This window comes from Vibrio variabilis (assembly GCF_003263785.1).
Classification (GTDB): Bacteria; Pseudomonadota; Gammaproteobacteria; order Enterobacterales; family Vibrionaceae; genus Vibrio; species Vibrio variabilis.
In genome coordinates, this window is record NZ_JYJK01000004.1 from 1 (window position 1) to 24100 (window position 24100).

At 46.0% G+C, this 24100-nt stretch carries 11 protein-coding genes and 7 pseudogenes; 10 read left to right on the top strand and 8 right to left on the bottom strand.

The genetic code is table 11. The features are described 5' to 3' along the window. Positions 1-113: 113 nt before the first annotated feature. Positions 114-3951: pseudogene (gene hrpA / locus TZ48_RS00660) on the bottom strand (ATP-dependent RNA helicase HrpA). 244 nt (positions 3952-4195) lie between these two features. Continuing rightward, positions 4196-5527, bottom strand: coding sequence for a MipA/OmpV family protein (locus TZ48_RS00665; RefSeq protein WP_112477875.1), 1332 nt, complete (start codon positions 5525-5527; stop codon positions 4196-4198). Between the two features lie 274 nt (positions 5528-5801). On the opposite strand from TZ48_RS00665, the gene TZ48_RS00670 reads away from it, so the two are divergent. The 3 genes and pseudogenes from TZ48_RS00670 (at position 5802) to TZ48_RS00680 (ending at position 8699) form a co-directional block, all read left to right on the top strand. Then, positions 5802-6176, top strand: a complete 375-nt coding sequence (locus TZ48_RS00670) for a VC1380 family protein (RefSeq protein WP_239670627.1) — start codon at positions 5802-5804, stop codon at positions 6174-6176. A gap of 31 nt (positions 6177-6207) precedes the next feature. Then, positions 6208-8119: pseudogene (locus TZ48_RS00675) on the top strand (alkaline phosphatase D family protein). A gap of 133 nt (positions 8120-8252) precedes the next feature. After that, positions 8253-8699: a tellurite resistance TerB family protein gene (locus TZ48_RS00680; RefSeq protein WP_112477877.1), complete on the top strand. Its 447-nt coding sequence runs from the start codon at positions 8253-8255 to the stop codon at positions 8697-8699. Positions 8700-8789: 90 nt separating this feature from the next. Here TZ48_RS00680 and TZ48_RS00685 read toward each other — a convergent pair. Both TZ48_RS00685 and TZ48_RS00690 read right to left on the bottom strand, forming a co-directional pair. Then, positions 8790-9319, bottom strand: a pseudogene (locus TZ48_RS00685) (3'-5' exonuclease). A gap of 88 nt (positions 9320-9407) precedes the next feature. Continuing rightward, complete coding sequence (locus TZ48_RS00690) at positions 9408-10982, bottom strand: sensor domain-containing diguanylate cyclase (RefSeq protein ID WP_112477878.1); 1575 nt, start codon at positions 10980-10982, stop codon at positions 9408-9410. A gap of 284 nt (positions 10983-11266) precedes the next feature. On the opposite strand from TZ48_RS00690, the gene TZ48_RS00695 reads away from it, so the two are divergent. The 5 genes and pseudogenes from TZ48_RS00695 (at position 11267) to TZ48_RS00710 (ending at position 17839) form a co-directional block, all read left to right on the top strand. Continuing rightward, a complete protein-coding gene (locus TZ48_RS00695; protein ID WP_042501458.1) occupies positions 11267-11899 on the top strand; it encodes a DUF2760 domain-containing protein in 633 nt (210 codons plus the stop codon). Continuing rightward, a complete protein-coding gene (locus TZ48_RS00700) occupies positions 11899-13779 on the top strand; it encodes an Hsp70 family protein (protein ID WP_112477879.1) in 1881 nt (626 codons plus the stop codon). The genes TZ48_RS00695 and TZ48_RS00700 overlap by 1 nt, the downstream gene beginning before the upstream one ends. Before the next feature lie 87 nt (positions 13780-13866). Further along, a pseudogene (locus TZ48_RS00705) lies at positions 13867-16664 on the top strand (Hsp70 family protein). A 112-nt stretch (positions 16665-16776) separates the two neighbouring features. Further along, complete coding sequence (locus TZ48_RS24565; RefSeq protein WP_239670628.1) at positions 16777-16944, top strand: hypothetical protein; 168 nt, start codon at positions 16777-16779, stop codon at positions 16942-16944. A gap of 112 nt (positions 16945-17056) precedes the next feature. Further along, complete coding sequence (locus TZ48_RS00710; RefSeq protein ID WP_112477880.1) at positions 17057-17839, top strand: hypothetical protein; 783 nt, start codon at positions 17057-17059, stop codon at positions 17837-17839. Between the two features lie 201 nt (positions 17840-18040). Here the strand turns inward: TZ48_RS00710 and TZ48_RS00715 are convergent, their stop codons facing one another. From TZ48_RS00715 to TZ48_RS00730, 4 genes and pseudogenes are all read right to left on the bottom strand, one after another. Continuing rightward, positions 18041-18322 (bottom strand): phospholipase D-like domain-containing protein, encoded by a 282-nt coding sequence (locus TZ48_RS00715; protein ID WP_239670629.1) that lies wholly within the window; start codon positions 18320-18322, stop codon positions 18041-18043. Then, positions 18211-19698: a phospholipase D-like domain-containing protein gene (locus tag TZ48_RS00720; protein WP_162674426.1), complete on the bottom strand. Its 1488-nt coding sequence runs from the start codon at positions 19696-19698 to the stop codon at positions 18211-18213. The genes TZ48_RS00715 and TZ48_RS00720 overlap by 112 nt, the downstream gene beginning before the upstream one ends. Before the next feature lie 192 nt (positions 19699-19890). Further along, positions 19891-20957 (bottom strand): annotated as a pseudogene (locus TZ48_RS00725) (DUF2955 domain-containing protein). After that, a pseudogene (locus TZ48_RS00730) lies at positions 20947-22087 on the bottom strand (HlyD family secretion protein). Before TZ48_RS00730 ends, TZ48_RS00725 begins: the two co-directional pseudogenes overlap by 11 nt. A gap of 226 nt (positions 22088-22313) precedes the next feature. On the opposite strand from TZ48_RS00730, the gene TZ48_RS00735 reads away from it, so the two are divergent. Both TZ48_RS00735 and TZ48_RS00740 read left to right on the top strand, forming a co-directional pair. Then, positions 22314-23336: a helix-turn-helix domain-containing protein gene (locus TZ48_RS00735; RefSeq protein ID WP_112477883.1), complete on the top strand. Its 1023-nt coding sequence runs from the start codon at positions 22314-22316 to the stop codon at positions 23334-23336. Between the two features lie 279 nt (positions 23337-23615). Next, a pseudogene (locus tag TZ48_RS00740) lies at positions 23616-24096 on the top strand (DUF3299 domain-containing protein). Positions 24097-24100 lie beyond the last annotated feature (4 nt).

The following is a 24100-nucleotide window of genomic DNA, read 5'->3' on the forward strand; positions in this document are numbered from 1 at the left end:
TTGATCACACACTATATATCTTGAGAAACTCATCCGTTTTAATTTTTGGTAAAACCTGGCGGTTTCTCAGAGACATAGTTCAAAATTCTTGCAATTAACCCAGTAGATAACGGTCAACAGGCATCGATAGCGTTCAATACTCGTTTATCCGACACTGGGTATGGCGTACCCAGTTGTTGAGCGAAATAACTGACACGCAGCTCTTCGAGCATCCAACGGATCTCTTTAACGTTCTCCGGTATTTTCATGCCTTTCGGGATCTTGTTAAGCAGCTCTTTGTAATCCTGCGTTACTGATTCCACTTTTAGCATGTGCATTCGGTCTCGGTTTGGATCGATTGGTAGCTTTTCCATACGCTTTTCGATGGCTTTGAGATATCGAAGTATGTCAGGAAGGCGCTTCCAACCACACTCCGTCGCAAACCCTTTGAAGATCAAACCTTCAACCTGAGCCTTAATATCTGAAAGCGCGAAGGCCATCGTCAAATCAACGCGTCCCTTTAGCTTTTTGTTGATGTTAAATGCCGTGGTAAGAATAGTTTCGACCTGCTTAGCAATGTCAACTACCGTATCGCCCAACTCACCTCGTACATGCTCTTTGAGCTGTTCGAACTTATCAGCATCCCAGACAAGACCACCCTGTCCTTCTATCAGCTTATCGATACCGCATGCTATACAGTCATCAATTAAGTCTAACACTTTACCGTAGGGGTTAAAATACAAACCGAGCTTAGATTTGTTCGGTAAGTTGGTGTGCAAATATTTAATCGGTGAAGGCACATTAAGCAGCAGAAGTCGGCGCTGACCTTCTTTCATCACCTGCTCTTGTTCTACTTCGGTCTCGAATAGCTTAATCTCAACACTGTCTTTGTTATCAACCAGCGCCGGGTACGCTTTGACATCAAAACCACCACGTTTCTGAGAATACACTTTTGGCAGCTCGCCAAAACTCCACGTATGCAGACCTTGCTGTTCGATATCATCATCAGCCACTTTAGATAGTGTGGCTTGGACTTTGTCCTTCAAACTTTCTTTCAGCTCGTAGAGATCACGATTTTCTTTTAAGCTTACGATTACGATGATCCACCGCGCGGAATGTAATGCGTAAATGTTCAGGCAACTGTTCTAGATTCCAATCATCACGGAGCACTTCAACACCCGTCATTCGACGAAGCTCTTTTTCCAGCGAGTCGAGTAATGGAGCTTCCATTGGCGTAGCGCGAGCAAGGAAGGCATCGGCATAGTTCGGAGCCGGTACGAAGTTCTTGCGCAGCGTTTTTGGCAGCGCTTTGATCAGACTTACTATCAATTCATGGCGTAAACCTGGGATCTGCCAATCAAAACCATCTTGGTCAATCTGGTTCAAGATTGGGAGTGGGATATGCACGGTTACACCGTCGTTATCTTCTCCCGGCTCAAACTGGTAGCTCAACTTCAATTTGAAACCACCTTGATGCCAGAAGTTCGGATAATCTAAGTCCGTGACGTGGCTTGCATCGCCCTTAAACAGCATCTCTTTTTCAAAGTTGAGTAGCTCTTTATTTTGCTGACTTGCTTTCTTCCACCAAGTATCAAAGTGTTTGCCGGAAACGACTTCCGTGCCGACACGCTGATCGTAGAATTCGAACAGCTCATCATCATCGACCAAGATGTCGCGGCGACGTGATTTATGCTCGAGCTCTTCAACTTCTTGAAGCAGTTTACGGTTTTGCTTGAAGAACGCGTGCTTGGTTTCCCAATCGCCTTCTACTAACGCACTGCGAACAAACAACTCGCGACTAATGACAGGATCGATAGCACCGTAGCTGACCAAACGTTTAGGAACAATTGGCACCCCGTAAAGCATGACTTTTTCGTGTGCCATGACCGCTGCACGTTTTTTCGACCAATGCGGCTCACTGTAACTACGCTTGATTAAATGCTTAGCGAGCGGCTCAATCCATTCGGGTTGAATTTTGGCGATGATACGACCCCAAAGCTTGGATGTTTCCACCAGCTCGGCCGACATGATCCACTTTGGTTGCTTCTTAAAGAGACCAGAAGCTGGGAAAATATGAAAACGAGCATTGCGAGCACCTTGATACTCGTTTTTCTCTTGGTCTTTGACGCCAATATGCGACAGCAAACCAACGAGAAGTGCGCTGTGAACCGCTTGGTAGCTGCCCGGCTCTTGATTAAGCTTGGCATCCATTTCACGCATCGCTTGGTGAATCTGGAAGTAAACATCCTGCCACTCACGAACACGTAAATAGTTCAGATAGTCCTGTTTACATTGTTTTCGGAACTGATTTCCAGATAGCGCTTTTTGCTGCTTTTGGATGTAGTCCCACACGTTAACGAACGTTAAGAAGTCCGACTCTTTATCAAAGAAACGGCGATGTTTGTCGTCTGAAGATTGCTGTTTGTCACTTGGACGCTCGCGAGGGTCTTGAATAGACAGTGCGGATGCAATCACCATCACTTCTTTCAAACAGCCTAGGCGCGGCGCTTCGATCACCATGCGAGCAAGACGAGGGTCAATCGGAAGACGTGCTAACTGACGACCAATTGCCGTTAAACGTTTTCTTGGATCTTTGGCTTTATCGTTAATAGCCCCTAACTCTTCAAGAAGACGCACACCATCTTGGATGTTGCGTTTGTCTGGCGCTTCAACGAATGGGAACGCTTCAATGTCGCCAAGACCGAGGGCTGTCATTTGAAGAATAACCGATGCCAAGTTGGTTCGTAGGATCTCAGGATCGGTAAACTCTGGACGAGATTCAAAATCTTCCTCAGAGTACAAACGAATACAGATACCTTCTTCAACACGACCACAACGACCTTTACGCTGGTTTGCGCTCGCTTGCGATACCGGTTCAATCGGTAGACGCTGAACCTTAGTGCGATAGCTATAACGACTGATACGCGCAGTACCCGGGTCAATAACATATTTGATGCCCGGTACTGTTAATGACGTTTCAGCAACGTTGGTAGCAAGTACAATGCGACGACCAGCATGAGGTTGGAAGATTTTATTTTGCTCACCCGCTGAAAGGCGCGCATACAAAGGTACGATTTCGGTATCACGAAGATTGCGTTTACTCAGCGCATCCGCGGTATCACGAATTTCACGTTCACCGTTCATGAAGATTAGGATGTCGCCCAACCCTTCATCACACAGTTCATCAACCGCTTCAAAGATACCCTCTAGCTGATCACGATCGGTATCGTCATCACCACGCAACGGACGATAGCGGGTTTCAACCGGGTAAGTTCGACCCGATACCTCGATAATTGGCGCATCGTTAAAGTGCTTTGAAAAACGCTCTGGGTCGATAGTTGCAGAAGTGATGATCACTTTTAGATCGGGACGCTTTGGCAGCAATTCACGCAAGTAACCAAGAATAAAATCGATGTTTAGACTGCGCTCGTGCGCTTCATCGATAATGATGGTGTCGTATTGATTTAGGAAACGGTCGTGCTGGATCTCAGCCAGTAAGATACCGTCTGTCATCAACTTAATTTGGGTGTTATCAGAGATCTGATCGTTGAATCGTACTTTATAACCAACAAACTCGCCCAAAGAGGTTTCCATCTCTTCAGCGATACGGTTCGCTACCGAGCGTGCAGCAAGACGTCTTGGCTGCGTATGGCCAATTAAGCCAAATTTACCACGCCCAAGCTCTGAACATATTTTTGGCAGCTGAGTCGTTTTACCTGACCCCGTTTCACCGGCAACAATAACCACTTGGTTTTCTTCAATGGCTTTGGCGATGTCATCTTTCTTTTGACTGACCGGAAGCAGTTCTGGGTACTCGATGTGCTTTGATTGATTAGCGCGCTGCTCAGCTTCCATCATCGATTTTGCGATATCTACGGCGATTTCATCGAATACGGCGGCTTGAGCCTCAGGCTTCTTAATTTTTGCTGCGCCAGCAATACGTTTACTCAGGCGAAAACGGTCTCGAATCATGCAGTCTTTTAATGCTTTTTTCAGTGACTGCGCGTTGTTCGCTTGAGCCTTGGCTGGCTGATTTGATTGTTGTGAGGAAGTCAAAACATTCCCTGCTATTTTTCTTATTTAAAACTGGCGCGATTGTAGCACAGCTACCAACCTAGGGTTAACTGACGCGCCAACAAAAAAGCTCCGCTTTCGCGGAGCTTTCGTAACCATTTTTGATTTGGTATCAAGGTTCAGTCTATCAACAATATTCAGCTTAGAAGTGATATTGCAGATAAACCGTGCTGTAGTTACTACCGCCTTTGATTCGACCAAACTGAGAAGACGCTTCAAAGATAGCACTACGGTGGTGTAGAGAATAACCTAACCACAAATCTTCAAGCTCTGGTTTACGAATTAAAGAACCAATGCTGAGATCGTAAGAAATATCGATGTAGTTCATTAGGTGACTAGCACGCTTCTCTTTCTTATCCATCTCTTGCTGTTCGATATAGGTAATATTGTCGATGTACGACAGACCGTTACCCACACCTAAGCGCATTTTAATTGGCCATTCAATGGTGTAGTAAGCCTTAATCAGAGTGACAAACTCTGTTGCACCGTTCTGCACTTCTGAGCTCCAGTGATGCGCGATACCCGGGCTAAGATAAATGTCCAGTGGTAAACCAAACAACTCATCTGTCAAAGGGTGGCCATAGAATACCGATGACACTTGGTTGTTATACGGGTCACGCTTACCTTTAAAAGTAAGGATATCACCCATATCTGAAGGAGACGCCCAACCATGAGCAACTCGAACATAAGGCTTAGTACTGATATCACGGCTTACTTGTTTCGCTTTAGAGGTGCTCTTTTTCTTTTCGTTAAAGAAACCAAAGCCTAGGTACACTTCACCTTCGAAGCGATCTTTGATCACCGAAGAGTGATAAGCCTGATTGTCCAACATGCGAATATTTGTTGAACCCAATAAATAAAAATTTGAAGCAACGTGATAACGTGCGTCAACACCCATCGCGTAATCCACACCACCCGCTAAACTGTCTACCGTGTCGCGGTATGTACCGTAATATTGAGTATTGAAGTCTGCGTCTTTAAACCGTAACGTCACATTAGGGCGAACTTCTAAATCGCCATAATCTAACAAACCTTGAAGTCTAAAATTGGCGTGAAATCGATCTTCTCCATCCGTCATGAGTTCAGCGTCGTAGTGCCAAACTGGGTCAAAGTTATAACGCATTTGCAAACCGTAGTCTGCTGTGTCACCACCCACTGCGTTTTGTTCATTTGCCGGTATGTCGATATGTCGCATACGCGTAATTGCATTGAACTCTAATTGTTTATCATCCGTTTTATAGAGGTGGGCACCTGCCATGGTACCGTCAAGAAAGACATAGTCGTTCTTAAAGAACATCATCGGAATGAAAGTGCTAACAGTGCTGTCGCCGCCTTTTGTATCAAAAGGAACGTTGGCTGTACGCCAAACTGCTGCAATACCCCACTCCGCTTCTTGCGCTTGCGTTTCGGCTTGAACTACAGGGGATGTGATCAATGCTGCCGTGATCGCTAACGCGAGATTTTTCTTAATCATGTCTTGCAGTTTCTCCAACTGGAATAGTTATCAATCAGTAAATCGAAATCAGGGTACGTGTATTGGTTTACACATCACTCAAGCTCCTTGGCAACGTTGTAAGGTCTTTGCCAGTTTTTTAACTACAGGGACTTCCAACGCTATCTCTCAAGTGAAGAGTTGTTATATTATGTTGTTATTACACTTAATGTGTCACTAAACTGTGATTATTGAATATAGACCAATAAATAACCAACAGTTATCAAAGGCATAGTTTCCACTATTTAGACCCATCGTGAAAGTAGAAAAATTAAAAAATATCCTCAATGATTTGCCAAAAGACCAAGATATTCAGGTTGTCACCGGAGAGAAGTGGCTTCCTGAGCAATTGGTCAGCACTGAGCTCGATAACAATCTGTTATTTCTGGAGTTTGATAACGCCCCTGACGAAGAGGAGCAAGCGATTGAGGCTCGAGGATTCGTTGAGCATGAAGTAGAGTTACTTCGCCAACGTCTCGGGCAAATCGTTGAACAAAGTGACAACCCGTCTCAATTGTTGGACGCACTGACAGGATTTTTCGTTATCGGTCACGAAGCGACAAGTGCTGAGTTCATTGAACTGCTCGAGCAGATGGCTCTGAATGATGACGCCCTGGCTCACAGTGCCTGATTGACAGTAGTAACAAGGTGATAAAATCTGTATGACAACACTGTCCCCTTTATTGGCCGGTCCGGTTCTACGCCGCACGAACCGAAAAGATTTCACGGTATGGTTTGCAGCTCGGTAGCCCCGAGTACATTGAGGCTTAACCTATGGGCAGAACAATGTGATTCATATTCGTTTCCTGAATCACAATGTTTGCGGCTCAGTCCAAAACTTTGGTTGGTCAACTTTACTGTCGAGCACCAACTGTCAACCCAAGAACATGTGGGCTACGACATTGTAGAGGCTGAATCAGGTAAGTCTGTTCTTCCAGAAGATATTCGCTACGCCAAGCACTCTAATATTAACGTTCAGTTGACCGATACTGCCGACCATATCTTGCATGGTTCGTGTCGAAACCCTCAACATCCCAGCGCTGATAGCTTAGTGATGCTCGACGATAGAGTAAGCCGCTCTATTGTCAATGAACAATACAATGACACTCCAGACTTACTGCTACTCACGGGTGATCAAATTTACGCAGACCATATTGCCGGCCCAACGCTAGCCAGCATTCAAAAAGTGATTGATCTATTGGCACTCCCTAATGAGCAGTTCGAAGCAAGTGTACTTGCCGATAGCAGTACATTACATAGCGGCGAAGTTGAGCTATATGATCGCGACAGACTGCTTCCACGCTACCATGATTCAACAAGCCGCCTTAAAAATTTCCTAAATCAACAGCAGACCGCCATCTTCAGCTCACGTGATTGCGAAAACCACCTGATCAGTTTTTCAGAGTTCATAGCGATGTATCTTCTCAATTGGTCTCCCGAGCTGTGGAAAGCGATCGATTTTGACGCGCTAGAACCTAAATCCATTGCCGCCGAACACATAGAGACATGGACGAAGGAGAAGCAAACCCTTCGAGGTTTTGTGAAAGGCTTGCCCAAAGTAAGACGATTGCTCGCACACATTCCGACCTACATGATTTTTGACGATCATGATGTTACAGATGACTGGAACTTAACGGTTGGCTGGGAAAAAGCGGCGTATGAACACCCGTTTTCCAAGCAAATCATTGGCAACGCGCTGTTTAGTTACCTACTCTGCCAGGCATGGGGAAACAATCCAAAGCAGATGGAAGCAGATTGGAGCGATGAACTCGCGACTTTTTTCTCTGATGTGACAAGCGACAGCTCAACGACATGGTGCTTTAACCAAAACCGGCATAAAGACTTTGTCACTGCACTGCTGCGCTATGAAAAGTGGCACTACACGTTGGATTCTCACCCAAAAGTTGTGGTACTTGATACCAGAACTCGCCGCTGGCGCTCAGAATCCAAAATGAACAAGCCATCCGGTCTTATGGATTGGGAAGCGATGGTGGAATTTCAACAAGAACTGCTGGGGCTAGATTCCGTTGTAGTAGTGTCACCTGCACCTATGTTTGGGGTTAAGTTCATAGAAACATTGCAAGCAGCGGCGACGAAACTCGGTAACCCACTCATCATCGATGCTGAGAACTGGATGGCGCACCCAGCAGTGCCAATACATTGCTATCGATTTTTACCCACAGCAAAACACCTGAGAACTTCGTCATTCTCTCCGGCGATGTTCACTATTCATTTGTCTATGACGTAAAGCTGCGCTTCAAACAGAGTGATTCTCATATCTATCAAATCACCTGCAGTGGCATCAAAAACGAATTTCCAGAGCCTTTACTCACCGTATGCGATTGGCTCGATAAGTGGCTATATACACCTCGCTCACCACTCAACTGGTTTACCAAACGTAAGCGCCTTAAAGTGTTTAAGCGAAAGCCACAACCGAGCGAGCACAATCGATTAATCAATCGAAGTGGTATCGGCCTGGTTAAACTCGACCCTTTTGGCAAGCCCGCTCACATTTCCGTGCTACACGGTGACGGCAGTCAAACAGAGTTTCCTGAAACTTATTCTGAAGACTAGACTCTAACTAGCTATAACTCTGTTAATGAACCACCTTGTGATCGTTAGAAACGATCACCATGTAATTAGTAATGTAACCAAGTGCGTGTAGTAAGTTTGGTTTTCTCAATTCAGTCGATAGTCAGGTACGCCTATGTTTAATGCCATCACCTCTCTTTTCAAACAGCTTATCGAAGGAGACGATCTGTCTAAAACGCGCGGCGTTAGCCCAAACTTAGCCATTGCGTCACTGCTTTGTGAAGTTTCAAAAGCAGATTACCAAGTCGATGAAGAGGAAGAAGCCGCTAAACGTCAGCTCGTTGTTCGTTTACTTGGAATAGAGGATAGCGAAGCTGAGGGTCTTCTCACACAAGCGACTGAGCAAACACAAAACTCGGCGTCGCTTTATGATTTTACCTCTAGCTTACGTGAGCTTAGCCAGGAAAAACGCTTCGAACTTATTAAAGCGATGTGGGAAGTCGCCAACGCCGATGGGGTTATCGATCCGTTGGAAGATGCCGTAATCCGAAAAGTTGCCGAACTTCTCTATGTTGACCACAGTGAGTTCATCAGAGCCAAGATTCAAGTCGTCGACAAGTGACCAATAAAACTGAAACCCATAGCAAAAAGCCCCAAGATGAAGCATCTTGGGGATAAAATCTGGAATTTATAGGTTCAATGCGACAGCAGCTTACAGCATAGTGAGAGCGAGTTTCGCCAAGTTGTATGCATCAACAAAGCCCGAGTGCTGTCGCCCTTCCCACTCAATGCCCTTCTGCTCTTGTGCCGCTTTGTGGCCGATACGTTTGTCTTTCAAGCGATTTTGAATGCGGTACAACGTGGCTAGATTGATGAACTCATTGAACGGCATGTCGATACCTTTGGACTCACATTCAAGTCTCAAGATTTCGTCATCACGCCCCAAGAAGCGTAGATCTTGTTGGCTCCGCCGAAGTTCTTCACCATCGATTTGATAACGGATTCTAACGGGCGACCTTGTTTCTCCACTTTACGTGGAGTGATACCCGTCAGTTCAGTACAAAATAGTGACACTTCGTCCTGCTCGGGCTTTACATAGTACTGAGCTCGCTTAACGACCTCTTGTTTAACCAGATCGATCTCCGCTAAACCCACTTCAATGATTTCGCCGGTTGTACCAACGCCATCGACGTTCCAGCAGCACATTTCAAGATCAAAGCAAACGACTCGGTTGTAATTCATAGCGACACAGTAAACAGTTATTAACACCGCGAAATTGTAGCGTATTCAAAACAAAAGCTCGACCGTCGATCTACTGATTGCTCTATATTCAAGCAACATTGGCTCTATTTCGACCGTTAGCCTTACTAATGTACAACTGTTCATCGGCACGATTGATAAGCTGCTCTATCGTTTCACCACGATATACGGCCGCGCCTACGCTCAGCGAACATCTAAAGTTAGGATCAATCGTATCCCAGCTCAGGCTTGCGATCTCCTTACACACGCGGGTTAGATAGTGATGAAGCGTCCCGTAGTCAATACAGCGGCTTATTAAGGCGAATTCATCCCCACCAAGACGGAACAACATATCGTCAGGGTACATCTTCTCTTTAATGTAAACGGCTACTTGCATTAGGATTTCATCACCGACCACATGGCCGTATTGATCATTAATGCGCTTGAAGTTATCGATATCAATAATCACCAAAGAAAAAGGTTTGTGACAAGAAATATGATATTCGGTCAATCGGTTAAACGCCCGACGATTGTAGACTTCGGTAAGAGGATCTCGCTCAACTAAATACTGTAGATCTTTCGTTCGACGATTAACGATAACGGTAAGCCTACGTTGTTCACGAAGCATAAGGTAAACAACATACGACAGTAAAATCGAAATGAGCAGCCCGCCCGTACCAACGAAGAACAATATTAGCTTGTCGGTTTTTGAAATCGCAGCATCGTGTTTGAACTGAATTTTCCACTGTCTATCGTAAAGATCGATGACAATGTCTTTTGTCGGACTATCGAGCAAACGCCACTGCTCATTCTGATACAAAATAGGGTCATCTTCGGCATCAAAACCTAGGTCAACCACCCGCACGCCGATATCTTTGCCAATAGATGTTCTAGCAACGATCTGCTTGAAATAGGCGGTAATGCGGATAACACCGATGACAACGCCTCGCAGGGAATCGGAGCCAGCTTCAAATACCGGTACGTAAACCAGCATCCCTTGCTTGGGAATCGAACGATCAAAGCCATCTTGCAGCAAGCGAATTTTATCTGAGAGGCTTGGCTCACCAGTCACACGAGTGTTGCGAATCACTCTTCGAACCCTTTCACGGGACGAGTAATAACCCAAAGCTCGTAAATTACCTTCGTTCACTGGGTAAATGTCACTCGCAACATACATCGGCTCATCATCTTCCAAAATATACCCCTCTACTCGCGGTTTATCTTTAGGAACCGTGTAGATTTGATAGCTTGGAAAACGCTCTCTCACCCGCGCTGTATGAGTATCATATTGCTCGGGATAGACTTTTTTCATCCACTGCATCGCAATCAAGCTTTGCGAACCATCGACCAATGGTGCGGCGAAGCTAGCAAAGTTATCCCATGCCGATGGCTGGGTAGCGTGATAAAAACTTGCCCCCGCACCGATGAAACTGATATCAAGCATCACCAGTTCTTTGATGTTTTCTGCTTGATTGTCTGTTAAGAATTCAAAGTTTGATTCGGCAAGCTGTTGTTGCCCTCGATAAACAATGTGCGTGATGAACGTTGTGAGAGCCAGTCCTAGTATAAAAACCAGCACTGCATACCGCTTTACCCCACGGTCTTCTTTTTTTAAGCCTGCAACCATGTATTGTCCTGACTGACTCATTACTGTCAGTTTTCTCATTTATGATACTTTTATGCAACTAGTGTATTATAGTTGTTGCTAATTTATTATTTTAGTGATAGCAAAAATGATTCTACACGCCCATGGCTTTGCAAGAAGTTGACACCTCGATTTATAAAACGCAGATCACTATATTTCAGAAAAACACCATTATCTGCTGATTTAACATCCAAAAAACTCACTTTGTAATGACAATTCTGCGAAAGCGTCGCGCTAAGAGCCTTGATTATGCTAGACTTCGCCCCAAAATTAATGACTAACGACTGACACATAGAGAACTCCCTATGAACTTCGATCTAAATGCTATCCCACAGACTTTTGATATGCTGCACGCCGGCCTTGCTGCCTCAAGCGTTTTACTACTCGCGATCGCCGTTTCTCGTAAGAGCAAGGTTGTCGAGAAAGTAGTAGAAAAACCAGTAGAGAAGATTGTCGAAGTTGAAAAGCCAGTAGAAAAAATCGTAGAAGTTGAAAAAGTAGTTGAAGTAGAAAAAGTAGTTGAGAAGGTTGTAGAGGTAGAGTCGAAACTAGCAACGGCCTCTACTGACTCTGCAATGCAATTGCTATCACTCATGCAGCAAGAAGCGCGCATGGTCGACTTCCTACAAGAAGATCTCACATCATTCTCAGACGAAGAAGTTGGCGCTGCTGCACGTGTTGTTCACTCAGGCGGTAAAAAAGTCATCACTGAATACTTTGAGCTTTCTCCTATCCGTAATGAAGAAGAAGAGACTCGTATTTCAATTGAAGAAGGCTTTGACCCACAAGCAGTTCGCCTAACAGGTAATGTCACTGGCAACGCGCCATTTAACGGTACTCTTGTTCACAAAGGCTGGAAAGCAGATAAAGTGACGCTTCCAAAACTGTCTGAGAACTACAACGCATCAATCATCGCACCGGCAGAGGTAGAGCTATAATGGAGCCTTCAGTGCACACTCAAGATCAACAGAAATCTCAAGATCAACAGGTTGCTAAATACAGTGTGGGTATCGACCTTGGTACCACGCACTGTGTTATGTCATTTATCGACACACAAAATGAAGACGCGCAAGTTGAAGTCGTGTCTATACCACAATTGACGGCACCTGGTACCGTAGAATCGTACAAACAGCTTGGCTCTTTTTTGTATCAGCCACACGAACATGAAATGGGGCAAGGCTCTCGCACTCTGCCTTGGACAAGCGAGCCGAAAGCGCTTGTGGGTGCTGTTGCTCGTAACTTAGGTTCAAAAACACCCATTCGCCTAGTAGCCAGTGCGAAGTCTTGGCTATGCCACGGCGGCGTTAACCGTCGTGACAGCTTCCTCCCACAAGGTAGCCCAGAAGAGGTCAGTAAAGTTTCTCCGCTTCGCGCAACTGAGCTATACCTAGAGCACTTAAAAGATGCTTGGAACCACATGCACCCAGAGCATAGCCTGGAGCAACAGGATGTGACCATCACGGTTCCGGCCTCTTTTGATCCTGCCGCACGTGACCTTACCGCAGAAGCGGCACGCAACGTCGGTCTTGCTCACCTGACGCTACTGGAAGAGCCACAAGCGGCACTTTACAGCTGGATTGACAACAGTGAAAACAAATGGCGCGACGAAGTTAACGTTGGCGACGTTGTTCTAGTAGTCGATGTGGGCGGTGGTACGACCGACCTTTCATTGGTTGCAGTCACAGAACAAGATGGCAATCTTAATCTAGAGCGTGTTGCTGTTGGTGAGCATATTCTGCTTGGCGGTGACAACATGGATCTTGCCCTTGCCTACCGCTTAAAGATGAAGCTTGCTCAAGACGGCAAAGAGCTCCAGCCTTGGCAAGTTCAGGCGATGACTCACGCTTGTCGTGACGCCAAAGAAGCGCTACTTAACGACGCTGAGCTTCAATCGGTGCCAATCGTCGTTCCAAGCCGTGGTTCAAAACTGCTTGGAGCAACGCTAAAAACAGAACTCACTCAGCAAGAAGTTCAACAAACATTGGTTGATGGCTTCTTCCCACAAGTGGCGGTCAATGAGCACCCAGTGCAACGTGCTCGCGGCGCTCTGACTCAAATGGGTCTGCCTTACGCGCAAGACGCTGCCATTACCCGTCATATCGCCGCGTTTTTGAGCCGTCAAAGCAGCGCAGCAGATAACGCATTTGCTGGCATGCCAGGAATGGAAGCGCCTGCCGAGTTTATTAAGCCGACAGCACTCCTATTTAACGGTGGTGTTCTTAAATCGAAGCTACTTTCTGATCGACTGTTCAACACCATCAATGCTTGGTTAGAGACAGCGAATGCTGATAAGGCAAAAATGCTCTCTGGCCTTGACCTTGATCTCGCAGTTGCTAGTGGCGCAGCTTATTACGGCAGCGTTCGTCGCGGTCAGGGTGTTCGTATTCGTGGCGGTATCGCTTCGAGTTACTACATCGGTATCGAAAGTGCTATGCCAGCTATCCCTGGTATGGCACCGCCAATGGAAGCACTGTGTGTTGCTCCATTTGGTATGGAAGAAGGCAGTAGTGTCCAGGTTCCAAGCCAAGAGTTTGGTCTCGTTATCGGTCAGCCGGTGCACTTCCAGTTCTTTGGTTCGACTACGCGCCGTGAAGATGAAGCGGGCGTTCACCTAGATTACTGGAAACCGGAAGAGCTAGAAGAGCTTCCAGAAATTCAGGTGACACTGCCAGTTTCTGAAGGCCGTAGCATCGGAGATGTGGTGCCAGTGACCCTATCATCACGCGTTACAGAGCTTGGCACACTTTACCTAGAGGCTATTGCAGCAGACAACGGTCAAAAGTGGCATGTAGAGTTCGACGTTCGCGAAGACGTGTAATCACAAAACTAAACGGCACCTCTGGTGCCGTTTTTTTCTCCAATATCTGCGCTATTAGCTTTATAAGTATTCTAAATGGAGCGTGTTATGGCATCCGCACAATATCTGGTCGGCATTGATTTAGGGACAACCAACACGGTTGTCGCATTCTGTGAAATTCAAGACGATCTCTCAAACTCCCCTGTTGAACTGTTCGAAATTGACCAATTGGTAGGTCCTGGCGAAGTGGTTCGTAAACCCCTTCTACCCTCTTTTCGCTATCACCCAGCCAAACAGCAAGTTTCTGAGGCTGACTTAACCCTCCCTTGGGAGCATCAACCTGTCGCCGGCGATATCAATAACATTATCGTTGGTGAGTGGGCTCGTGAGCTCGGCGCTAAAGTTGAAGGTCGACAAGTCTCCAGTGCAAAAAGTTGGCTATCACACACAGCCGTGGACAGAGAAGATGACATTCTCCCTTGGGCTGGTGCGCAAGATGTAGAGAAAGTGTCGCCAGTTATTGCCAGCGCAAGCTATTTGAATCATATCCGCCAAGCTTGGAACCACAGACACCATTATAACAAGCTTGAAGACCAAGATGTCGTCATTACAGTCCCTGCCTCTTTTGACGAAACAGCTCGTAAACTCACGCTTCAAGCGGCAAAGCTTGCTGGGTTGCCAAAGGTTCACCTACTCGAAGAGCCACAAGCTGTGTGTTACGACTGGTACGCCCGCCACAAAGAAAGCGCATCGCAAGAACTTGCTCAAGTCCCTCTTATCTTAGTCTGTGATGTGGGTGGCGGTACCACCGACCTTAGCCTTATTGAAGCTAAACACCATGACGATGAGTTAGAGCTTAACCGAATTGGCGTTGGTGAACACCTAATGCTAGGTGGCGACAACTTGGATTTGGCACTCGCCACATGGCTGAACAGCGATTCAATGAGTCGAAAAAACTCAATGCCGCAAGCCTCACTAAGCTTATTCAACAGACTCGCAAAGCCAAAGAGGCGTTGCTTTCCTCTCATGCCCCTGAAGAAATGAAGATCACGATGCTCGGCAGTGGATCTCGTCTAATTGGCGGCACCAAGAGCGTGGCACTCAGTCAACAAGAGGTTCATCAGATCGCTCTTGAAGGCTTTTTTCCTAAAACAGATTTTGGTACTCGTCCAGACAAGAAACGCAGCGCCGTGGTCGAGTTTGGCCTACCATACGTGGCCGACCCTGCCGTGAGTAAGCATGTTTCCGAGTTTCTTCACCTTCACCAAGAAGTGGCGAAGGAAGCGCTTGGAAGCGACGCAGAGCCCGCAATCCCAGTCGGTTTACTGCTAAACGGTGGCGTTTTTAACAGTGATTTAGTCACTCGCCGTCTCGTTGATATTGTCGAAAACTGGAAAGGTGCACCAATATCATTACTTTCCAACCCTCATCCGGATTGGTCTGTCGCACTTGGTGCTGTAGCGTTCGCTAAAGCGAGACGCGGCGCGCAACTTAAAATTGGTGGTGGTAGTGCCCGCTCCTATTTCTTGCACCTCCAAGAAAAAAATAAGCTTGGTCAAGCGCTGTGTTTACTGGCGAAAGGAACCGACGAAGGCCAAGAGATCCGTCTAACGGGTCGACGTTTCGCACTAACGCTTGGTGAGCCAGTGAGGTTCAATTTACTGACGTCAACCCATGATGTGTTTGGTGATCAGCAGAAAGTTCAGAATGGCCTGATGGTCAATATCGACCCAGATCAGTTTACACCGTTGCCCCCTTACATCAGTACGTTACAGGGTAACGATGCAAAACTCCAAGCGAATCAAAAAGAGCGTGTAGAAGTACAGCTAGCATGTCAGCTCACTGAGGTTGGTACTTTAAAAGTCGAATGTGTCAGCGCCGAAAATGAGAAGCAGCGATGGGAACTTGAGTTCGAAGTGCGTAATCGGCAAGGTGCGCAGGAAACGGTCAAGGCTCATCCGGGATTAGATTCGAGTAAAGAGTTGGTCTCTCGCTTATACAGTGGTAATAAAAACAGTGCAGACAGCAAAGAGATCAAACTTCTGTCTAAAACACTGGAGAAAAACCTAGGTAAGAAAGATGAATGGGACTTTCACACTCTTCGCTCTTTAGTCGACAGCTTCTCTCTTGGTAGAAAACGACGTCGCCGCTCTGAACAACACGAGAAAAACTGGCTACGCCTAACTGGTTTTTGTATGCGTCCAGGCTTTGGAGATGCAACCGACTCTTGGCGTATGGAGCAAATTTGGGGCTTGTACCAACAAGGTATCCAATTTCAGAACGCGCAAGGCTGGAGTGATTGGTGGACATTTTGGCGACGAGTTTCTGGGGGCCTTAATGAAGAGCAGCAAGAAGTGATTCTAGGTGACATCGCCAAATACCTTCATCCTGGCGCAATGAAAAACGCAAAGACCTTCCAAGGTGCAAAAGACAAGGGTTACGAAGCCATGGTAAGGCTTTCTGCCAGTCTAGAAAACCTGTATGTCGACGATAAGGTGCTCCTAGCGAGCTGGTATCTGAGTAAGGCCATCAACCAATCCCAGTTCGAGCAAGCTCACTGGTGGGCATTGGGTCGTCTCGCTTCTCGCACTCCTCTGTACGGCAGCCAGCACAATGTGATTCCTCGTGAACAAATTGAACAGTGGCTACCTAAGTTACTTGAACAAAATTGGCTCAAAGAGCCGATGGCTGCCTTTGCTTGTGTGCTCATGTGTCGTAAAACCGGCGATCGCTCTTTAGATATCTCTGATGACTACCGAGAGCAAGTGTCAAGCAAGCTGAAATCTTCCAAGGCACCTTCGAGCTGGCTTGAGTTAGTGTCAGAGGTCAAAGCATTGTCGGAAGCAGACTCCAAGAAGCTGTTTGGTGATGCGCTACCCGCTGGACTTCATTTACTTAAAGAGTAGCGAAAGATGTATCTCGGCGTTTTGATTTAGGAATAACTGATATTCCGAGCAAAATACGAGACCTGGGTGTACATTGCCCGCCGAAAACATTTATAAAACAGGCGGGCTAATAATGAATAAAATCGTCGTTGAGTTTCAACCTCTAGGTATTGGAGATTGGGTACAAGTGAAAGTCACTGCAGAAGTGGCTAGAGTGCTTGCTAAAGAGTACACCGAATACGGTTGGCCGGTCAGGGTTTATAGCTACCTCTATAGTGGAAATACTAACGGGCTCAAATGAGCTCGTTTTTTTAATTTTTACAACACCTTACGCAGTTTGTTAGTCTATCCTTTATGTGATAAGCGTTGTTAGCAACACTCATGTTCACGCTTCATTTGTACAAGGATAGACAATGAAACCATCGGCAATCACCACTTTTATACTCACTTCACTGATTTCGTCGGCTAGTATCGCGGACAGCTCTGACGCTAACAACAAAACAACAAGCAACGACGAGTGGCAGTTCTTACTAGTATTCCCCATGATTTGGACGCCGAGTATCTCCGGTACAGCGGGTGATACAGATGGTCGCACTACTATCGATATTCCATTCTCTAATATCGTCAGTAATCTAAACTTTGGCATCATGGGCGACTTTTACGCGCAAAAGAACCGATGGCTTTTTGGGTTTCGTACCAACTACCTACATATCAAAAGCGACACTAGCGCGACTTACACACCCAAGTTGCCAATCTTTCCAGAAATAATTGCCAACGTTGATGTGGATGCCACAATGTCACTCAATGACTTTTTTGGTGGTTATGAGGTAACGAATGGATTAGTACTGCTCACTGGGGTTCGCCATACTTACAGCAGTTTTAATGTTGGAATCAATATCAACGGCTCCCCTATTACACCTATTGAATCAACAGAGCATCAGTTTGATTGGCTGATTGGGCTCAAATACGCGCATTATTTCAATCAAGACTGGGGATTAAGCCTAACCGTAGATACCAATATCGCTGGCGACAATGACGTCAATCGAGGTCTGAATTTGGCTGGGATTTATAGGCTTAGCGAACTTAACAATATTTGGTTTGGTTACCGGTATTTAAACCTTAAAAATGAATCTGGCCCCACTACGGTCGATGTGACGCAGCAAGGGCCAATGGTAGGCTGGGCATTTAGCTTTTAAGTGTCCTAAGTTTCATCTGCAAGCTTGTCGCTAGATCTACATGTAGCCACAGCTCTTGTATGTCTTGAACACGGAAAAAAACAATCATAGTGCTCCCAAGTGTTATCTCATGACGACGATGTCACAAGCTAAACTATCATTCTTGGAGTTCTATGATTTACCTATCTGCGCCACCCAATCAAAAGATGTGTATGTTTCCGGTTAGAACTGATATTTAAGGCCTGTTGATTCGAGCAGGTTGTAGATCTCTCTTTGACTTTCTGACGTTCTACCTTTAGTCCCTCCGGCTTCACGAAGTTTATTCCTCATCGAAATCCACTCTTCACTTCCCCAAAGTAATGAGTCCTCTTTGAGTAGTTCAAACTGTTGATTTAAGTCTGCAATGCTCTCCTTTCCAGATAGGAAAAAACCAACTTCGTTGTTGTAGAGCAAGGAACGGAAATCGAGATTGGTTGTGCCAACAAAAGCGCTGTCGTCAATGATGAGGAACTTCGCATGCAACTTACCGTAGAACTGATCGCCCCCAGCAGTACTGAGTCCGGCTTACCCAATTGATAGAACTTAATTCGTGGATGATTGATGGCTTTCTTCCACGCTTCAGAGTTTAAATAGGCGCGGTTTAGCTCATTTTTTTCGAGGTCATCATCCAACCATTGTTGCTTCAAAGCATCATCGCTCATGATCATCGATGGCACAGTGTTCATGTCGATAACAGCCTGCGTGAAGAAGTTGTCACTGGTTAGCACTGAATTAGTAATGATTTCAATCTTACGCTCTGGATCTTGTTCCAACCATGTAAGTGTGGTGTTGAGATCTTTATCCAGGACTCCTTCGTCTTTTAATAAATCAGATTGAAGGAAAAGATAAGGAGAGACGACACGAATCGTCTTGAGGTTATTATTGCTGTAAGCGGTTTTCGCCAGAATGCCGCTAATAGAGTTAGCGTTGGCGCTTTTGTTTGTGCTGTAACGGGATACGACATCTTCAGCGTTGAGATTATCTAGCTCGTGCGCAAACTTTGTGTCGGTATCGCGATAGCCCTGATTCACATAGCGATTGATATCAGCGTACGCTTCGCTAAATTCCGAGTTGGCTTTAAGTTGCTCCAGTGCGCTAAGCAGTATGCCGCGGTCACGATTGTAACTCGCCCACGTATCGAGTTTTTTGTTTCCGGGCTTGGTAAATAGCACTGTAAAGTAATACTCACTAAGCTGCGTCGGAGATTGCTCTGGTGTCGCATCGAGCTTTGGCCTCACTAGGATTTCAATATCACGAAATGCACTGAAATCTTTTTCGCCATCACTGTCGATTCCGTAGTAATCAAGCGACATATTACGGCCACCCGTGATCAAGTAAGCAAGCTCATTGTAGAATCCATCAACGATAAGCAGTTTATCATGTGAGCGTCGATTCCAGCGGGACTCACCATCTGTCAATGCGTTGAAAACTACTGCTTGTACACGCGCTTTTTGAGTTGTCGCTTCGCCTTGTCTATCTTTGACGAGCCCAGCATTTTCCTCGCATTGCATTAGTCCTTTCAAATTTCCATTATTCGGGCTGTACGAGCCAAGGCTATCCACCATGATACGAACATCTACGCCGCGTTCTACCGCTCGGCAAAGCGCACCTAGCGTTGCTTTACCAGCCAAATCGTCCGCAAAGATGTAGTAAGTCATGTCAATGGTGTATTGAGCATTCTCAATAAGAAATATCTTTGCCGCTAGGCTTTTAATCGCATCTTGCTGCTCAGTTCCAATCACCTTCACGTTGGCTGGCTGAACTGGAAGTAGTGTCTCTGAAGCAAGCTTTAGGTAATCTTTTTCTAGATCATCTGCCTCTCTCCAGCGTCGAGATTCCATGAGATCAGATGTCCACACATCATTGGAAGTCACAGGAGGATGAGCGTTTGATGCGCACCCTCCTATCAAAAGAACACAAGTTATAACTGAAATCCCTTTCCACATATTCATTTCCTTGGTAAATAGCGGGTTAGAGAGGCGCAACAGCGCCTCTCTACAACCCAAAACAGAGTTCGAGGAATGTCAACCGCCCTATTTCGACGCCATCATTTCACCTTCAAATTTAAGAACTTTCCATTCGCGCGTCTCGATAAAGAACGCCGCCACAACCATGTACACCGCCACTAGTGCGAGAAGCCCCAAACGTATCCACATCTTTTCATCTATCACACCTGAGCTCATCAATGTGGTGCCAATTAGCACCAGCGCAGTATTGAGCGCCGTGGCATAGATAGGTGCCTTGGCGGATTCAGTGTACATTTTCTGGCCGAGAAAAATCGCCAGCAACGCAATGAATAGCGTGTAAAAACCGATATTTGGCACTAAGGCCAGAAAGCCAAACACTATGATGGCTATTACCCCACCAATAGCATTGCTAATCAAAAGAAACACACTTAACTTCACCGATTTCTCGCCAGTGATCATCAGCGACAACAAGGCGATGAATATCATTGAAAGCAACGCTTCGGAAATCTGGAACACAAAAAAGACGCATACCACGGGAAAGGCAATAATCAGCGCGCGCAGCGCTGAAAACCAACGAAACGCATCCGACAATTCAACGGCTTTATGGCTTTGATACGTCTCCTCGCGTTCAGGAAGGTAGACATGCATAAGTGCAAAAATGCCGACTGAAATCGCACCAGATAAACTCAGCCCTACAGCTAAGAAAATGGTTGTTCCCGTGCTTTGAATGGCCATAAATGGCAACATTAACGTCGACATCAATAAAATGGTCGCGAACAAGTTCCATTTTGGATTAAGGAACAGGTAATAGCCCACTAGCATCAAAGCCGCGACACTGAGCAACATCGGAATTGGATACTGCGCAAACCCAACGCTCAGCGCCACACCAATGGCAACGGTAACGATCATGCTAGCAGCAGCTCATAAACAATATCAATATGCAGCACACGTTTTTCAAACAAAAATTTTGCAGTAAAAATCGGCGCAACAAAGGCTAGCGGCCAATCTATCCATGCTGCTAAAAACGTCGCTAAAGCGACACCTATGGTAAAACGCAAGATACGATTTTGAGTAGCATCAGAGAGCTCAGAATTTACACCGCTCTGAGCTTCATTTGTCGAACTATCTGACATAAGACATCCAACTTACTAGACGGATCCATGCTTTACCTAAAAGATTAAAGATAGCGTTGTCACTGGTATACACGACCACATCGGCTTGCCCACCGATTCTCAATAGACCCGTTGTATCAGTGGTATCAAACTCGATACTCACTGGCAGCATTTGAGTTTGTCTCAACCAGCCGGTTTGATTGTTGGCTTGTGCAACTTACCCGCTTGTTTACTTTGTCCCCAATCAACACCCCAATCGACGCTGGAGATACGCCCCTTCACTACCTTACCCGGTGCAAAATCCAAGGCGATCTCTACTTCGTTCCCCGGTTGAATGTTACCTAGGCTGTTCTCGCGAAAGTACGCTTCAATCCAGATACTGTCTGTAGAAACAAACGTCATGATGGGCTGACCCGCACTGGCGTAAAAACCCTCAGAAAGGCTGAAGTTTGATACGCCTCCATTAGTTGGCGCTCGTACGACAGTACGCTCTAGGTCGAGCTGCGCTTTTTCTAACGCCAATAGTGCGGCTTTGATTTGGCTATTTTCTTCACCCTCTGCGCCCAATTGACGATTTGCACGTTCAAGATCAGCTTGAGCATTCGCGACGTTAGCCCTCGCAGTCGCAAGATTGGCGCGTGCTTTATCCGCTTCAGAATCAGACACCACGCCTTTCTCTGCTAGCCCCAACACTCGTCGAGTTTGCAACTCAACATTATCACGTTCAACGACCGCACTGGTGAGTCTCGCCTGTGCCGAGGCAATACTTGCGTCTGTGCACCGACATTCTGTCCCGCAATTTCGAGATCTTGCTCAGCTTTCTTAACCGCAATCTCATAATCCACTGGGTTAAGGGACACCAAGATATCGCCCTCAGAGACCAACTGATTTGGTTGTACTTCAATATCAATAACTTGCCCTGACACTTGCGGTTTGACCGGCACAACATAACCTTGAACTCGGGCGTTGTCTGTTGAAGGAACAATTCTGTCAGAAACGATACTTACACCAAGGCTAACCGCTATTGCTATGATGAGGCCATTGGTCACCTTCTTGACTTTGTTCTGTTTAGCACTCGCTTGCTGGCTATCCAACTCTTTTTGCTCAGCATTATCAGTGGATGAGGTAGCCGGTTCGCTTTTATCACTCATTATGTCGCCCTTGTTAACAATTCTTCGACTTCAATTTATTTAGGTATAGACTAAATAAGCGGAGATTAAAAATTAATTACGTTATAAATTAGTATTTTAGAGTCATCGATCATGCATTCAGTTTTCATTCTCAATCATTGATAATGTTAACGGGTGCGCTATCTAAAAGTTGCCATTTCACGCCAAGTGGCTAAGCTGAAATCAAAGCTTTTCAAGAGTCTGAATCATGCCTGCACCCCAAGAGCCCGCCAATCGACTGATCAAATCGAGTTATGCTCGTATCTTGGTCGAATTATTTCGTGAATACGGAGAAGATCCACACCAAGCGATCCGCGATTCTGGATTGCCACCCGATCTGTTTGATTTAGACCAAGAGTTTTTGCCCCAAGAGCCCGTTAAGCGACTGTTATATTTGCTTGGCAATCAACTTGGAATGACCAACTTTGGTGACTTGGTAAGAACCGCCATCAAGCAAAAGTCACTACCAAAACTTTTAGGGCAATTCTCTGAGTGCACGACAGTGAGAGACGCCTTGGAGCACTCACGCGATGTATTTGCTTATGACGCCACCAACGTGAGCGTTGGACTTGAAACCGTGCACGGAAGAACCTGGTATTGGTGTAAGCGGGAGAATGATGGCAGTGACCCGTTTATTTGGTCTGAAGTGTGGGCTGTGTTGTATGCGATTGAGCTAGTGCGAGCGCTGACCAAGAGTGACTGGACGCCCAAACAGCTCAAAATCCAGATTGATGAAATCGAGCTTTACCAAGCGATCATTGGCAAATCGACTCAATACATCGTCAGCAATGATCGTATCGAGTGGCTAATCGAAGATGAGATTTTAAATCAGCGCCCTAACATCACGGCCAAAGATACTGAAACCCAAGTGCCACTTGTCACCTGGCATGCCAACTTTACAGACCAAGTTTTTACCGCACTATTACCCTATGTACGAGAACATAACTTAACACTCGAAAACGCGGCCAAACTCCTTAAGCTGTCCCCACGAACATTGCAAAGACGCCTCAAAGAAGAGCGCACCAACTTTCGTCATATCAAAGACAACTTAGTTTTTACCGTTGCCGTCGACATGATGGGTGAGGAGCTGTCTCTTACTCATATTGCCAGTCAACTGGGATTCTCTGATATTTCTCATTTCTCACGCTCGTTTAAACGCATTAGCGGTCTTACGCCCAAGCTTTACCAAAAAACAGTGTTAAACCTAAACCACAACCACCGAGCTCAGTAAGATTACATGGCGATCCATTACCAACTGTTACACATCGAGAATGAAAACTATAATTAGCACATATACATAACCGACTCATGCTGGTAGCGTGTCGGCGGTATTGAATAATGAGTTTTAGAGGTTGTCCCTGTGCGTGTGCTTGCTTGGTTTTTTGCTGTTGTTTCTGTGAGTTCTTATGCCAATGATTGGAGCTGGCAAGATCTAGCACAGGAGATAGACGCACCTAGTTACAGCAATCATTTCAAAGACTACGACATCAGAGCCCGCTACGATTTGATGATGATTGTCGACTATCAAAATAGTCATGATGAGGAAAGACCTGCACGCGAAGCTGATTATCGTCAAGCCCTGCTTCGCTTTGCTGAGAAAGGCGTCAACATCCTTGAGCTGATTGAGAAGCAAAAGCAAATAGACGAAGATCATTCAGACTGGAACATGAAAGTAAACAATGATCTGATTGGAAAACAAGGTCGACTCCCGGGGTTTATCGTTCCACTGGAATTCGACAACTTAACAGTCACTGAATTTATCTTAGTTCCCACTGCTGGTGCCTGTATCCACACCCACCCCACCAGCGAATCAAATGGTCGTCGTCAGCTTTCCGCAAGGTGTGCAATTCAGAGGGTTGTATACCCCAGTTTGGGTGGAAGGAAAGCTGGCTCAACAAACCAACTCGTCTAATATTGAGCTGTCAGACGGTGCCACGGATGTGACCACCGCCTATACAATGGAAGCTCAGTCAGTAGAAGTGTACGAGTAAAAAC